12 protein-coding genes are annotated in these 14,075 nt (G+C 56.2%); 9 read left to right on the top strand and 3 right to left on the bottom strand.

What is annotated here, in order from left to right:
- Nucleotides 1–81: 81 nt before the first annotated feature.
- The 3 genes from MARLIPOL_RS00575 to MARLIPOL_RS00570 all read left to right on the top strand — a co-directional run bounded on the left by MARLIPOL_RS00575 (nt 82) and on the right by MARLIPOL_RS00570 (nt 6,465).
- Nucleotides 82–4,965, top strand: coding sequence for an NAD-glutamate dehydrogenase (locus tag MARLIPOL_RS00575; protein ID WP_012136096.1), 4,884 nt, complete (start codon nt 82–84; stop codon nt 4,963–4,965).
- A 170-nt stretch (nt 4,966–5,135) separates the two neighbouring features.
- Nucleotides 5,136–5,309 (top strand): hypothetical protein, encoded by a 174-nt coding sequence (locus MARLIPOL_RS18605; RefSeq protein WP_012136095.1) that lies wholly within the window; start codon nt 5,136–5,138, stop codon nt 5,307–5,309.
- 109 nt (nt 5,310–5,418) lie between these two features.
- Entirely contained in the window at nt 5,419–6,465 is a 1,047-nt protein-coding gene (locus MARLIPOL_RS00570; RefSeq protein ID WP_012136094.1) for a methyltransferase, read from the top strand.
- 105 nt (nt 6,466–6,570) lie between these two features.
- Here the strand turns inward: MARLIPOL_RS00570 and MARLIPOL_RS00565 are convergent, their stop codons facing one another.
- Nucleotides 6,571–6,999, bottom strand: a complete 429-nt coding sequence (locus MARLIPOL_RS00565; RefSeq protein ID WP_012136093.1) for a hypothetical protein — start codon at nt 6,997–6,999, stop codon at nt 6,571–6,573.
- Between the two features lie 119 nt (nt 7,000–7,118).
- On the opposite strand from MARLIPOL_RS00565, the gene MARLIPOL_RS00560 reads away from it, so the two are divergent.
- Nucleotides 7,119–8,258 carry a class I SAM-dependent methyltransferase gene (locus MARLIPOL_RS00560; protein WP_012136092.1) on the top strand — a complete coding sequence of 380 codons (1,140 nt, stop codon included), beginning with the start codon at nt 7,119–7,121 and terminating at the stop codon, nt 8,256–8,258.
- On the opposite strand, the gene MARLIPOL_RS00555 is transcribed toward MARLIPOL_RS00560, so the two are convergent.
- A complete protein-coding gene (locus MARLIPOL_RS00555) occupies nt 8,252–8,872 on the bottom strand; it encodes a riboflavin synthase (RefSeq protein WP_012136091.1) in 621 nt (206 codons plus the stop codon). The genes MARLIPOL_RS00560 and MARLIPOL_RS00555 overlap by 7 nt on opposite strands.
- 183 nt (nt 8,873–9,055) lie before the next feature.
- Between MARLIPOL_RS00555 and MARLIPOL_RS00550 the strand changes: the two genes are divergently transcribed.
- Genes MARLIPOL_RS00550 through MARLIPOL_RS00530 form a run of 5 tightly spaced genes read left to right on the top strand, consistent with a single transcriptional unit; the run spans nt 9,056 to nt 13,369 of the window.
- Nucleotides 9,056–9,988: a hypothetical protein gene (locus MARLIPOL_RS00550; protein ID WP_012136090.1), complete on the top strand. Its 933-nt coding sequence runs from the start codon at nt 9,056–9,058 to the stop codon at nt 9,986–9,988.
- A gap of 60 nt (nt 9,989–10,048) precedes the next feature.
- On the top strand, nt 10,049–10,723 hold the full coding sequence (locus tag MARLIPOL_RS00545; RefSeq protein ID WP_012136089.1) for a TetR/AcrR family transcriptional regulator: 675 nt from the start codon (nt 10,049–10,051) through the stop codon (nt 10,721–10,723).
- A 59-nt stretch (nt 10,724–10,782) separates the two neighbouring features.
- The gene (locus tag MARLIPOL_RS00540; protein ID WP_012136088.1) at nt 10,783–11,289 is read left to right on the top strand and encodes a L,D-transpeptidase; all 507 of its coding nucleotides are present in this window, start codon (nt 10,783–10,785) and stop codon (nt 11,287–11,289) included.
- Between the two features lie 56 nt (nt 11,290–11,345).
- On the top strand, nt 11,346–12,590 hold the full coding sequence (locus tag MARLIPOL_RS00535; RefSeq protein ID WP_012136087.1) for a mechanosensitive ion channel family protein: 1,245 nt from the start codon (nt 11,346–11,348) through the stop codon (nt 12,588–12,590).
- Nucleotides 12,587–13,369: an S-methyl-5'-thioinosine phosphorylase gene (locus MARLIPOL_RS00530; RefSeq protein WP_012136086.1), complete on the top strand. Its 783-nt coding sequence runs from the start codon at nt 12,587–12,589 to the stop codon at nt 13,367–13,369. Before MARLIPOL_RS00535 ends, MARLIPOL_RS00530 begins: the two co-directional genes overlap by 4 nt.
- Here the strand turns inward: MARLIPOL_RS00530 and MARLIPOL_RS00525 are convergent.
- Complete coding sequence (locus tag MARLIPOL_RS00525; RefSeq protein WP_012136085.1) at nt 13,350–14,045, bottom strand: 5'-methylthioadenosine phosphorylase; 696 nt, start codon at nt 14,043–14,045, stop codon at nt 13,350–13,352. The two genes, MARLIPOL_RS00530 and MARLIPOL_RS00525, sit on opposite strands and share 20 nt — an antisense overlap.
- Nucleotides 14,046–14,075: the final 30 nt, after the last annotated feature.

The following is a 14,075-nucleotide window of genomic DNA, read 5'->3' as shown; positions in this document are numbered from 1 at the left end:
GAGCGGCAAAAATCAAGGGCTTGACTATGCTTATGTGACGATACCCTGATTACGTTTATTTCACACTATCTGAGGTCGACTATGAATGCGCTGACGGTTGCCAGCAAGGAACAGTTTTTTGAACAGCTGGCTGAGGCTTTCATACAAAAAATTGCGAAGACGGAAGCAAAGAAAATAAGTGAATTCGCCAGGCAGCATTACGCTCATATCCCTTTGGAAGAACTGGTGAGTCGACGATTCTCCGACACCTACGGCGCGATATTGGCAGCCTGGCAATTCCTGCAAAAGCGCTCGGCCGAGGAAACGCCGGTCGCGGTGTTCAATCCGGACCTGGAGAGTGACGGCTGGCAGTCTACCCATACCGTCATATTCATTTTGCACCCGAATATGCCATTTCTGATTGATTCGCTGCGCATTGCGATTAATCAGCGGGAAATTGGAACCCATTCCATTCAGCATTCCATTCTGCGTGTGGATCGTGACGAAAACGGCAAACTGAGGAAACTGCATTCCACCAAGAAGTCGAGCGCCGGTTCGGATTATGAGGCATTCATCGTTCTGGAAATTGATCGTCACAGCGACCCGGCCGATTTGCGGGAGCTGGAAAATGTCCTTCAGACCATTCTCCATGAAGTGAGGATAGCGGTGGAAGATTTTCCGGTGGTGATCGGCAAGGTGAACGAAATTATATCCGAGCTGGATGCTACAACTGCGGGTATCAGTGACGAGGACAAGGAGGAAGCCCGGGCCTTTCTCAACTGGCTGGTGTCCGACCGATTCACCTTCCTGGGATATGATGAATACGACTTTGCGAAAGACAAAAGCGGAATGGTGGTTCGCCGTGTGGAGAACTCGGAACTGGGGATACTACGGGTCAATAACGAACGCCCCGACAAGGTCCGGCTGAACGAGTTGCCCCAGCGGACGCGTCACGAGATGACCCGCACCGATGACATTTTCATTTTTGCCAAATCGGCGCAGCGATCCCGTGTCCATCGCCCGGCTTACCCTGACTACATTGCCGTCAAGAAATTCAACAGTAAGGGCGAGGTCGTCGGCGAGCGTCGTTTTCTGGGGTTGTACACGTCCCGGGCCTACAACGAGCGCCCGGATGAAATCCCGCTGCTGCGGCGCAAGTTCCATACTGTGATGAAAAAGTCCGGTTTCCTTGCGGACGATTACGCGGGTAAGGAGTTGGAGCAGATTCTTACCCTCTATCCACGGGATGAGCTGTTCCAGATTGAGCCTCAGGAGTTGGTAGGTGTTGCCAAAAACATCCTCTACATCCAGGAGCGGCGTCGCATCGAGTTGTTTATGCGGGAAGATGTGTACGGTCAGTTCGTGACCTGCCTGTCCTTCTTCCCGAGGGATATCTACAACACGGAGCTGCGCCTGAAAGTGGAGCAGGTGTTGTTGGACAGGCTGGAAGCCGAAGACATAGAGTTCGTGACGCATTTCTCCGAGTCGGTATTGGCGCGGGTACAGTTCACCATTCGAGTTCCCCAGGTTGAGAATCGCCAGCTTCCAATTAACGAAATTCGCGAAAAGGTAATTGAACTGGCTCAGTCCTGGCGTGATGGGCTCGCGGAAGCGGTCAACGAAGTGTATGGCGAAGAGCAGGGCAATGAGCTGTACCGGTTGTATTCCGGCGGATTCCCGCCCAGCTACACGGATATGTTTTCGCCGCGGCGTGCGGCGATTGACCTGGAACATATCACTGATGCCACCGGCGGCCAGTTGAGCATGAGTTTCTACCGGGCCCTGGAAGAGGAAGAAAATACGCTCCACTTCAAGCTGTTCCATGCGGGTGAGCCGTTGCCCCTGTCCGATGTGATGCCTATTTTTGACAACCTGGGCTTTCGGGTGATCGGGGAGCATCCCTTCGAAGTCAATGACCGGCATGGCAAGGTGGTGTGGATTCACGATTTCACCTTGCAAGCGTACAGCGGCAAGGTGGTGGATATTCATCGGATCCGTCCGATCTTCGAGGACCTGTTCCGCAGGGTCTGGTATGGCGACGCGGAGAACGATGCCTTTAACCGGTTGCTGTTGGCGTCGTACATGAGCTGGCGGCAGATTGCGTTGTTGCGGACCTATGCGCGTTATATGCGGCAGATCCGGTTCTCCAATAGTCAGACCTTCATCTCGAATACGCTGGTCAATCATGTGGACCTGGCCCAGGCGTTGCTGGAGTTTTTCGAGGTTCGTTTCAATCCTGATCGCTATCAGAGCGTGGGCAAGAGCAAGGCGGCCCAGCAAAAGCTCGAGATCGAGTTCAATGCCGGTCTGGACTCCGTTGAAAACCTCAGTGAAGACCGCGTGCTGCGGCTGTACCTGGAGCTGATGCAAGCAACCCTGCGGACCAACTATTTCCAGCATGATGGCGAAGGTAAGAACAAGCCCTACATCAGCGTCAAGTTTGATCCCACCTGGATCCCGGACATGCCGCTGCCGCTGCCGATGTTTGAGATTTTCGTTTACTCCCCGCGGGTGGAAGGTGTGCATTTGCGGGGCGGCAAGGTGGCTCGCGGTGGGCTGCGCTGGTCGGACCGGTTCGAGGATTATCGCACGGAGATCCTGGGCCTGGTGAAAGCCCAGCAGGTCAAGAATGCGGTAATCGTTCCTGTGGGGGCGAAGGGGGGCTTCGTCGCCAAGCGTTTGCCGGATCCGTCTGATCGGGAAGCCTTCCAGGCAGAAGGCATTGAAGCCTACAAGACCTTTGTCCGGGGGCTGCTGGACATCACTGATAATTTGCTGGAAGGGGAAATTCATTCACCTGACCGGGTTATCCGCCACGATGATGACGACCACTATCTGGTCGTTGCAGCCGACAAAGGCACTGCTACGTTCTCGGACATCGCCAATGAGTTGTCCGATGAATATGGTTTCTGGATGGGGGATGCCTTCGCCTCTGGCGGCAGCAACGGATACGACCACAAGAAAATGGGAATTACCGCCCGTGGTGCCTGGGTCTCCGTTGAACGCCATTTCCGAGAAATGGGCATTAACCCGGCGCTGGACGAATTTACCGCCATTGGTATCGGTGATATGGGTGGAGACGTGTTCGGTAACGGGCTGCTGTGCTCCGAGAAAACCCGGCTGGTGGCGGCTTTCAACCACGTTCATATCTTTATCGATCCGACGCCCGATACTGAAAAGAGCTATCTCGAACGCAAACGGCTGTTCGCACTACCCCGTTCTTCCTGGATGGACTACGACAGCAAGCTGATCTCAGAGGGCGGCGGTGTGTTCAGTCGCAGCGCCAAGTCGATTCCGGTGAGCCCGGAAATGAAGAAGCTGTTGGGTATCAAATCGGACCGGGTGCCTCCCAACATGCTGATTACGCATATCCTCAAGGCACAAGTGGATCTGTTGTGGATCGGTGGTATTGGCACCTATGTGAAAGGCAAAAGCGAATCCCACGGCGATGTGGGCGACAAGGCCAACGATGGATTGCGGATCAACGGCACCGAGCTTCGCTGCAAGGTCGTCGGTGAAGGCGGCAACCTGGGGATGACCCAGCTTGGGCGCATTGAATTTGCTCTTAATGGCGGACGCCTTAATACGGATTTCATCGACAACTCCGGTGGTGTCGATTGCTCTGACCACGAAGTCAACATGAAAATCCTGCTCAACCAGGCCGTGGCCATGGGCGATCTCACGTCCAAGCAACGCAACATCATGCTGGAGGACATGACTGACGATGTGTCTGCCCTGGTGTTGAAGAACAACTACCGTCAGACCCAGGCCATCAGTATTGCCAGCGAGGAAGCCAGTACCCGGATGGAAGAGTACCGTCGGTTGATGAATACCTTTGAAAGTGAGGGCAAACTCAATCGATCTCTTGAATTCCTTCCGGACGATGAAACGCTGTCTGAGCGAAAACTCGACAAGAAGGGGCTGACCCGTCCCGAGTTATCGGTGCTGATATCCTACGTCAAGGGGGACCTGAAACAGGCGTTGATTGATAGCTCCCTGCCGGATGAACCATTGCTGGCGGGCGAGATGTACAAGGTATTCCCCCAGGCGATGACCCGGAAATTCTCAAAGGAGTTGGGTGAGCATCAGCTGCGGCGGGAAATCATTGCGACCCAGATTGCCAACGACATGGTCAACCACATGGGGATCACGTTTGTGGAGCGCCTGTCGCAGTCAACCGGTGCCGACCCCGCGTCCATTGCCCTGGCATGGATCATTGCACGTGACGTGTTCCGGCTGGACACCTGGTGGGACAAGATTGAATCCCTGGACTTCCATATTCCCGCATCGTTGCAGATGGAGCTGATGAATGACCTGATGCGTTTGATTCGCCGCTCGGTACGTTGGTTGCTGCGAAACCGCCGTGCCGAGCTCAGTATCCAGAGTCATATGGAGCGTTTTGCCGACGGTGTCTGGAAGATTACCTCCGACCTGCCGGATTACCTGGGAGAGCAAGCGCGGGCCAATTGGGACAAGCGCTTCAACCAGTTGAAGGAGGCGGGATTACCGAAGGAGTTGGCATCGGTACTGTCCGGCACCAGTTACCTGTATTCCGCTTTAGGCATAATCGAGGGTCGGGAAGCCACAGGCATGTCCCTGAAAACCGTTGCCAAACTTTACTATGATCTGGGCGAAAAACTGGATCTGGGCTGGTTTGCCAATGCGATTGCGGCGCTGGTTCCGGTATCTCACTGGCAGGCCCTGGCGCGGGAGAGTTTCCGGGAGGACCTGGACTGGCAGCAACGTGCGTTGACGACCGGGGTGCTCAAGCTGGCTGGCAAGCCGGATGATGTGCCGGTTTGTGTTGACAACTGGATGGCTCGCCACGATGCCATGATCAGTCGCTGGAAGACCATGCTGACGGAACTGAAAGGGGTCCGTGAACCGGAGTACGCTATGTTCTCTGTGGCCTTGCGGGAGTTGCTCGACCTGGCGCAGGCGACCATGCACAGTTCCCAGGGGGATGGCGACGCTGTGACCAGCTGAGTTTTGCATCAAGGCTCTCGGTTTTTACTGGCCGCTCGAAAAATGGCCTGAAAACCGTCAAATTGTGTCAAAAAATCGTGACGGGGGTCACTTGTTGACCCTCGGTGTCATCACAGATAGCCTGCGGACGTTTCGGTACACTCGTACCGTAGTCAGTCAGGAGGTGAACAATGCGAGAATTGATGCAAAAAGCTCTGGAAGCATTGAGCCAGCTAAAAAGCGCTGAGGTTGCTGTCGATTTTAATCGAAGAGGCGAACAACCCCGCAAGCCCGCACAGCGTGAAGACTGGGGGATGTCTCCAGAAGATGCCCTGCGAGTTGGCACTGTTGCCCGGTACAAGTAGGACCCCACTTCTCGTATATCTCCGGACCCGGAGTCTGTGAACCGAGACTCCGGACCTGATTCCGGTTAGAGTATCCCGCCTGTATACCTGCTCGGGATGTTCCAAACCAATGTCTGCATTACCTAACGCCCATGAGGCCCTGCTTAGAAATCGCGACCTGATCAAGGGGCGCCTGACCCTGATTGGTCTCTCCGATGCCGCCTTGTTATCTCAATTGCCCAGTGGTGGCGTTGCGATGACGGACCATGCCGGCGTGTTTTCCCGGATGCCCGCGATCAAAGGCTGGCAACTGGCTTATGGGTACGACGACGATAACCTGGAAGCTGGCGGAGCAGATACCCTGGTGGTTTTCCTGCCCAAAGCTCGCGCCGAGCTGACATTCCGGCTGGAACTGGCGCGCTGGCTGGCTGCCGAAGACGCAAGGCTGGTGCTGATTGGGGAGAAACGCGAAGGTATCGCCGGCGCGGTCAAGCAATTGAAGCTTGTGGCTCCGGATGCCGCCAAGGTGGATAGTGCCCGTCATTGTCAGGTATGGCTGGCGGAGTCATTCGTGCCGGTGACGAGCTTTGATCTGGACACCTGGATGCAGTGGCACCCGGTCGAGTGTGCGGGTGTGAGGGTCGATGTCGCTGGCTTGCCGGGCATTTTCAGTGATGGGCAGCTGGATGACGGCACGTCGATGTTGCTGCAAAGCCTTGTTGAGCAACCACTTACCCGCGGCTATGCACTGGATTTTGCCTGCGGTGCCGGTGTGATTGGCAGTTGGATTCAGTGTTGGCAACGGTCGCAAGGCCTTGAGCCGTCCCCGATTGATGCAGTGGACGTCCAATCCCAGGCGGTGATTTGTACCAGGGCGACTTACGCCCAGGCCGGGGCTTTGGGGGATGTTATGGCATCCGACGGTTTGGCTGGTGTCACCCGGAAGTATCGTGCCATTGTGACCAATCCCCCATTTCACGCCGGTGTGCGAACAGATACCTCTATGACGGAGCGCTTTTTACAGCAGGCGGCTGTTCATTTGCAGCCGGGAGGTGAGTTACGACTGGTGGCCAACAGCTTTCTGCCATACGAGTCGCTGATTGCAAAATATATCGGGCCCGTGACCCGATTGGCGTCAGACAAACGTTTCACCGTTTATTCCGCGAAACGCCGCTAACCGACACCACTTTTCTCCAGACGAAAAAAAGCCCCTGGGGTGAGGGGCAAAAAGGCTGTGTCCAAGTGAACGGGAGACAACCTGAAATCAATCTTGCTCGGAGGCTTATTCCTGCTCACCGCCAGTGCGGCTCGGAGCCAGGTCACGTACCTGCTCAATCAGGCGGCGGGCCTCAGATTCGGCGCGGTTACGGGCTTCGGTCAGCTTGGGTCTGACCTCGGCCTGGTAGGTTTTGCCCGCCTTGTCGGTAAAATAGGCAGTCATCATGTTGGCGTCCCACCACAGTTTTTTACGCAGGTCGTAGGTCGCAACGTCGAGGCGCAATGTGAGTTCGCGGAACGTTGGGTTTTTGCTGCGAATCTGGCTGACCACTTCAGACAGGCTGCGCGGCTCAGATACGTCAGCGCCCATGTTAGCCAGAACCTTTTTCAGTTCGGCGGACGCTTTGTCGAGCTGGGGGCGAAGCTGATCTTCAAGGCGCTTGCCTGCGGCCTGAACGGACTCAAAGCGGCTCTTGATGGAATCGCGGATCATATTGGGTCTCTCATCTGGATCGGTTTCAATTCAACTTGGAAACCACTTTAGGGTTAATTTCTAGAGTAATCAGCCTAGAATGGGCCCGGATTATCAACATGTCTGATTTGGTGCCTTAAATGACAAGTGACACCCTGCGAACGCCCGAAGACGAGCTGACCCTTAAACGTCCGGGCAACACCGATCGCACCTTGAGAGCCTGGGATGCTGCCGATGAGTTGTTGCTGGAGCAGGCGTTTGTCCACATGCCAGAGAACACAGGCATGAGGGTGTTGGTGGTGGATGATCAGTTTGGAGCTTTGACATTGGCGCTCCGTCGATTCCACCCGGTATCCCTGGCTGACAGCGCCAGCCTGGCCGGAGCCCTGGCTCTGAACGGGCGCGCTAATGGCGAGAGTCCTGCGGCTGACCCGCAGAGCTGGCTGGCACCGCCGCAGGGGCCATTTGATGTCATTGTCATGCGGATTCCCCGACAACTGGATTACCTGAGCTGGCTGCTGCGCTGGTCAAACGATGTACTTGCTTCGGACGGTATCCTGATTGCTGGCGGTATGATCAAACATTTGCCGGACCGCAGTGTTGAAGTGTTCAATGACCTTGTCCGCACGGAACAGGTCTGTCCCGCCCGTAAAAAAGCTCGTGTGGTGGTGTGTCGATCGGGTGACCAGGGGCTGGATGGCTGGCAGGAACAATGGAAGGGGTACTCGCTGGATGATGGTGACTGCCTTGTCAGTGGCCTCCCGGCCGTATTTGCACGAGAGCGCCTGGATATCGGAACCCGATTGTTATTGCCCGACGTTCGCCAGGCGGCGGCCGCGTTGGCACCTGGAGCACGGGTGCTGGATCTCGCCTGCGGTAACGGGGTGCTGGGTCTGACAGCATTGCGCGCGCAACCGACACTCAATGTGGTATTCACTGATGTGTCCAGTCAGGCGGTCATTAGTGCGAAACACAATGCAGACAGGGCTGTGTCGGCCGCTGATGCGCGTTTCTGTCATGGGGACGGGGTGCCGGAGGGCGCAGGAAAATTTGATCTTATCCTGCTTAACCCACCATTCCACGAGGGTGGCGTGGTGGGTGACCACATCGCGTTACGTTTGTTCCAGCAGGCTGCCCGGCATCTGGAAAACAATGGGCAGCTGCTGATGGTGGGTAACCGGCACCTTGGTTATCACCGCAGTCTGAAACGGTACTTTCCGGTGGTTACCCAGTTGCAGGCGGACCCCAGATTCGTGGTGTTTTCAGCTCGCCATCAATGATTGGGGGCAGGGCGGTCGTAACCCAGCCTATCCAGGGTGTCCACAATGGTTTGCGTCTGGCTATCGATCTCGATATTGACCACATCGCTTTCCTGAATATCGCCGAACGTGGTGGCTCTCAGGGTCTCCGGGATCAGGTGGACGTTAAAGCGGTTGCCGGTTACCTCTCCAATGGTCAGGCTGGCGCCGTTAATGGCGATATAGCCCTTGGGAAAGATGTACCTGGCCCAAGCCTCTGGTACCTCAAACTCAATGGTGACGTTGTTCTCGGGCCGCTTAATGGACGTTACGGTTGCAGTGGTGTGGACGTGGCCTGAAAGCAGGTGGCCGCCGATTTCGTCGCCAATGCGTGCTGCCCGCTCAAAGTTCACTCGGTCACCCTGGTTCAGCTTTCCCAGTGTGGTCAGTCTCAGGGTTTCCTGCATGGCATCAAAATACAGGCAATCACCTTCCTGGCGGGTGACGGTGAGGCAGGCTCCGTTTATGGAGACGGAAGCGCCAATAGTCACGCCTTCAAGCCGCTCCGCCGGGAGTCGGATAGCGTAGGTGTTCAGGCCGGGGGCCGTGGACACTTCCTGAATGGTGGCAACGCCTTGAACAATGCCTGTGAACATGGACTACCCTCATAGTGGGGCCGGCCAGGACCTGGCCGGCGAAATACCGGCAAAGCATAGCGAGCTGTTCTCATGATGCCAAGGGGTTAAAGTTCCTGGAAAGCAGTCGATACACAAGTTATGGGTGATCCAGCAACGCCTGCCAGGCGGGCAGTAGACTCACGAGTCTTTGGTAGAGGGCACATGGCGGAAAACAGACAAACAGCGCAGGCACAAGGGAATCTGGCTCCGGGTGAGCCGGTTCTGCGGCAAGGGCGTGCGGCGGACCCTGTGCCGGCGGCCGGAGCCTTGAATGTCCCTGCCCGGTCACCGGCCTTGACTCGCACGTCTGGAGATCGAGCGCCCGGGCCAGGCAGCGCGGCTGGTTCCGTTCCCAAGACGGACGGCGGGGCCGGCAGTGCCGATGCGTCTCTCACAGATGAGACCCCCGACAATAGTGCCCCGGACGCTGAGAATCCGGCGGCTATTGAGCAAGCCCTCGCGGAGTCCCAGCAGCGTAAGTTGAGGTTGATGCTGAAGCAATGCGACCGTGTTCTGTTGATGGACTTTGATATTCTTGCAATGTCTGAATGGCCGGATAATTATTCCCTGGCTACGGCCAGGCGGAGTCGGGACTTGTGGTTATTCAGTGCTCTGCTAGCTGCGGTGATCTTTCTCAGCGGTCTCACGGGATTTATTCCCGCCTGGATTGCCGGTGGTGGTTTCGGCGCGTTCGTGATCATTCTGTTGATGGGGATGCCAGCCATTCGCCGTATCTATACTTCTCGCCCGTCCTACCTTGACCTTATTGTCATGCGGAAGCGGATGCTGAGGGATGCGCGAAAGCATATCGAGCACCTGGAAGGTAAAGAAGGGCTAATCTGGCAGTGTGCCCGTATGGTGGAGTTCAATCCTGCGCTCAGGGCTGCACGCTTCAGTGAGTTACTGGCTCTATCGGAACATCGGACGCTCGCCCGGAGCATGACCCGCCGTGAATACATTCGCTTGTATCTGATCTATCTGTTGGAAGCGGAAAAAGCCTATGATCGGGCTCAGAAAGCGTTTTTTGATGGCAATCAGGAGGCTCTTGATCGGGGATGGGCGTCCGTGGCGGCTTCTCCCGAGCAGAGAGCTTGACATGGTAGTGTCTCAAACGTATGTTTCAAACAGACGTTTGCTAGAGGCACTGATAACAATATGGCTCAGTCTGATACCGTTGACCGCATCCTGGATGCCGCTGAAGAATTGTTTGCGGATCGGGGATTCTCCGAAACATCCCTGCGGATGATTACCAGTAAGGCTAAAGTAAATCTGGCCGCTGTCAATTACCACTTTGGTTCAAAGAACGCTTTGATCCACGCCGTGTTTGCCCGGTTTCTGACACCGTTTTCCGCCACCCTGGAAACCGCGTTTGACGAGCTGGAGGAGCGTTGCGATGGAGAGCCGCCCACTCTGAACCAGACTTTGTGGGCATTGACGGAAAGCGCCGTGCGAATGCCGCAGCGCACAGATAAGGGTATTTCCATCTTCATGCGATTGCTCGGGCTAGCGTATACCCAGTCTCAGGGGCATTTGCGCAAATTTCTTGAGCAGGAATACAGCGAGCCTTTCAGTCGCTTTATGAGGCTGTTGAAAGAGGCTACACCGCAGTTGTCTGCGGTGGATCGTTACTGGCGGATACAGTTCATGCTCGGGGCCACGGCATTCACCATGTCCAGTAGCGACGCGTTACGGGATATCCTGCAAAACAAACTGGGCGTGGAAACCACGGTCCAGGAAATTGCCGCTCGCCTGGTACCGTTCCTGGCTGCTGGCATGCAAGCTGAGGACACCATGCTGGTGCCAGCATTTAGTCAGGCTCCGGTTGCCTGAGTTGTCCTCTCTCGGTTAGGCTTCCGCACTGACGTTGTCAGTCGGGAGCTTAACTGCAGATGAACTCGCCAAAAGGGTCTTTTCCCCATCTCCACATCAGTATCGCCTCCCAGTCACTGACGCTGATTGGCGCTGGCGGCGAATCGCTGTGCCAGTTTCCAGTGTCCACGGCCCTGAATGGTCCGGGGGAGCAAAACAGCAGCGGCTGTACGCCGAGAGGCAGGCATTATGTCCGTGCCATGGTGGGCGGTGGTCAGCCGCAGGGCACTGTGTTTGTTGGTCGGCGGCCAACGGGTGAAATCTACACCCCGGAGTTGGCAGCGCGCTATCCCGAGCGGGACTGGATTCTCTCCAGAATACTCTGGTTGTGCGGTTGTGAATCGGGTATAAATCGTGGCCCCGGCGTCGACAGTTTCCGGCGCTTTATATACATTCACGGCACACCGGATACCGAACCCATGGGGAAGCCTAGATCCCATGGATGCATCCGCATGCGCAATACCGATGTAATTAGGCTTTTTGACCTGGTGAGCCCAGGCATTGCCGTTACCATCGAAGAATCCTGAGCGTCGCGTATGGTTGCGACGCTGCTGGCATTGATTATTTACGATTGAGGACGTCCATGATCAGGGAACTGCAAGCAACCATAGATGGTTGGATCGCGAATTGGGAGTTGCTTTCCGAAAGCTGGCGAGTGGGTATTGTTGTTTTTGCCCTGGTGTTCGGCACTGCTGCGGTGGCCTATATTGCCAGCCATGTTGTGGTCGCACTTGAACGGCGTTTCAGTAAAACCCGGAATCTGTGGGACGACGCTTTTCTCCACGCGGCACGTAAACCGGTGGTGGCGTTCGTCTGGATCCAGGGCGTTTACTGGGCAGCAGAAGTCGCCTATCAATACTCCGACGCAGAGATTTTTTCGCTCAACGAACATCTGCTCAAGATCGGGTTCGTTTGGGTACTGGTCTGGGCCATCCTTCGTTTCGTGAAGGAAGGTGAGAGCATTCTTACCTCTCCGATGAAAATGAAGAAACCGATGGACTACACCACGGTGAATGCGATCAGCAAGCTGGCCCGCGCAGTGGTGATCATTACAGCGGTACTGATCGTGATGCAGTCCCTGGGTTACAGTCTTTCCGGTGTGCTGGCGTTTGGTGGTGTGGGTGGTATTGCCGTTGGCTTTGCCGCCAAGGATCTGCTCGCCAATTTTTTTGGCGGAGTCATTATTCATCTGGACCGGCCGTTCAAGGTGGGTGACTGGGTGCGTTCGCCGGATCGCAACATTGAGGGTACGGTCGTCCATATCGGCTGGAGGCTGACGACCATCCGGACGTTCGATAAGCGCCCGCTCTACGTGCCAAATGCAGCCTTTACCACCATTGCGGTAGAGAATCCCTCCCGCATGAGTCATCGTCGAATCTCGGAAACCATCGGGATCCGTTACGCGGATGTCCGTGAGATGGCCACTATCGTTTCTGAAATTCGCACCATGCTGGAAAATCACGATGAGATAGCGAGTGAAGAGACTCTGATCGTGAATTTCCTGGCATTCAACGCATCTTCGCTCGACATCATGGTGTACACCTTCACCAAGACCACCCAGTGGGTGAAATTCCACGAGGTGAAGCAGGATGTGTTGTTGAAGATCAGTCAAATCATTGAAAGCCACGGTGCCGAGGTTGCCTTCCCGACGCGAACCTTGCATGTGCCAGACAGCTTGAGGCTGGAAAGTGCGAAAGCAGCTCCGAGTGATGATGGCCGTGGTCCCATTGAGAATGAGGATCTGGGGTCCGACAAGTCACGCCCGGCCCAGCGCACGTATTCCGGCTCTGCTGCAGAAGCGACCGGCGGAGGAGAGAGTTCATCATGAGTCAGTCGAATGCACCAGCACCCGTAGGTATCATCGGTGGCACTGGGCTCACGACTCTGTCGGGTATTGAAATTACCGGGCAGCGCGAAGTGAGCACACCCTGGGGGGAGCCGTCAGCTGCCCTGGTTGAGGGGCGCCTGGGCAATCAGCCGGTGATCTTCCTGTCCCGTCACGGTAATCCCCATCGTATCCCTCCCCATCAGGTGAACTATCGGGCGAATCTTTGGGCGTTGCATCAGGCTGGTGTCAGGACCGTGGTTGGTGTCAATGCAGTAGGGGGTATCCATGAGGCCATGGGGCCCGCGCATATCGTTATCCCCGATCAGATCATTGATTACACCTGGGGGCGGGGGAGCACGTTTTTCGAGGGCGATCTCGAGGAAGTGACCCACATAGACTTCACATACCCATACGCGGAAGAAGCCAGATCTGTAATGATCGACGCAGCGAATTCACTGGGCCTGCCTTTCTCGGATTTCGGCGTCTATGGAGCAACACAGGGCCCCCGTCTGGAAACGGCGGCGGAGATTGTCCGCCTGGAACGGGATGGCTGTGATCTGGTGGGAATGACGGGGATGCCCGAAGCCGCCCTGGCAGCGGAACTCAAGATGAATTATGTGTGCCTGGGACTGGTGGTAAACTGGGCGGCCGGGAAATCCGATCACATCATTACGATGGATGAGATCGAGGCCGCCATTGCGCAGGGGATGTCCGGAGTAAAGCGGATTCTTGAGGAATCCATGGACGGGCTTGGAGCGCTCAGCCCTCCACCGGTCTGAAGAATACCAGTACTCCGATGGTGGGGGAGTCGAGAAAATGGATTTCCTCACTACGCATCCGCCGGGTTTCCCGAATCCAGGTAAGAAGCTCAGCTCTGGCCGTCGTGCTGGCGGGTTGCAGTTCGTTGCCGCCAGTGTCGCCCTGGACCGGGTAAGCGGATGAGCTGCCGGCTGTCCAGTGGTTGAGGTGCACGCCTACATGGAGGTAGCGCTGGCGGTCGATTGTGATGTGGCCCTCGACCTCTCGGTGACCGGCGTCTGCCAGCCAATCCCCCACAGCAATCTGCATTGGCTCACCGTCGTAGTTCGGCGGGAATGACTGATACCAGCCGGCAGTCATCAGCACGCGGTAGCGCCCACTGTTTTCAAGCCGTTGCGCGGCGGAGCGTAACCTCAGGTCAGTCTCCGGCGCCAGTCTGAGTGACGTCCCAACACTGCCATCCGCACGAATAACCTTCATCTGTTTGGCCATATTGCCGACAGGCTCGGGCATCCGGCTGGCCATGCGTTCCTCAACGTTCTGGGGATCTACAAGGCGTTCAATAATGACAATTTCCGCGCGATAGAGGTTGTCCCGACTCTCCTGGGCGCTGGCAAACAAAGGAGCCATTGCCAGCAGGGCTGCGGTGAAGGTGATCAGTGCCTTTCCGGGCAGGGTATAACCGGGCGTTCGCAAGGGCTGTACTCCACAATATCAGTTGCTGTC

This window comes from Marinobacter lipolyticus SM19, from assembly GCF_000397065.2.
Taxonomy (GTDB): Bacteria; Pseudomonadota; Gammaproteobacteria; order Pseudomonadales; family Oleiphilaceae; genus Marinobacter; species Marinobacter lipolyticus.
The sequence above is the reverse complement of the archived record's forward strand: the minus strand, read 5'-3'. Positions and strand labels throughout refer to the sequence as shown.

Coding starts and splice junctions, on each gene's coding strand:
- MARLIPOL_RS00530 (WP_012136086.1), top strand. CDS start 12,587: ATGAGTCAGTCGAATGCACCAGCACCCGTAGGTATCATCGGTGGCACT.
- MARLIPOL_RS00555 (WP_012136091.1), bottom strand. CDS start 8,872: ATGTTCACAGGCATTGTTCAAGGCGTTGCCACCATTCAGGAAGTGTCC.
- MARLIPOL_RS18605 (WP_012136095.1), top strand. CDS start 5,136: ATGCGAGAATTGATGCAAAAAGCTCTGGAAGCATTGAGCCAGCTAAAA.
- MARLIPOL_RS00540 (WP_012136088.1), top strand. CDS start 10,783: ATGAACTCGCCAAAAGGGTCTTTTCCCCATCTCCACATCAGTATCGCC.
- MARLIPOL_RS00535 (WP_012136087.1), top strand. CDS start 11,346: ATGATCAGGGAACTGCAAGCAACCATAGATGGTTGGATCGCGAATTGG.
- MARLIPOL_RS00570 (WP_012136094.1), top strand. CDS start 5,419: ATGTCTGCATTACCTAACGCCCATGAGGCCCTGCTTAGAAATCGCGAC.
- MARLIPOL_RS00550 (WP_012136090.1), top strand. CDS start 9,056: ATGGCGGAAAACAGACAAACAGCGCAGGCACAAGGGAATCTGGCTCCG.
- MARLIPOL_RS00575 (WP_012136096.1), top strand. CDS start 82: ATGAATGCGCTGACGGTTGCCAGCAAGGAACAGTTTTTTGAACAGCTG.
- MARLIPOL_RS00545 (WP_012136089.1), top strand. CDS start 10,049: ATGGCTCAGTCTGATACCGTTGACCGCATCCTGGATGCCGCTGAAGAA.
- MARLIPOL_RS00560 (WP_012136092.1), top strand. CDS start 7,119: ATGACAAGTGACACCCTGCGAACGCCCGAAGACGAGCTGACCCTTAAA.
- MARLIPOL_RS00565 (WP_012136093.1), bottom strand. CDS start 6,999: ATGATCCGCGATTCCATCAAGAGCCGCTTTGAGTCCGTTCAGGCCGCA.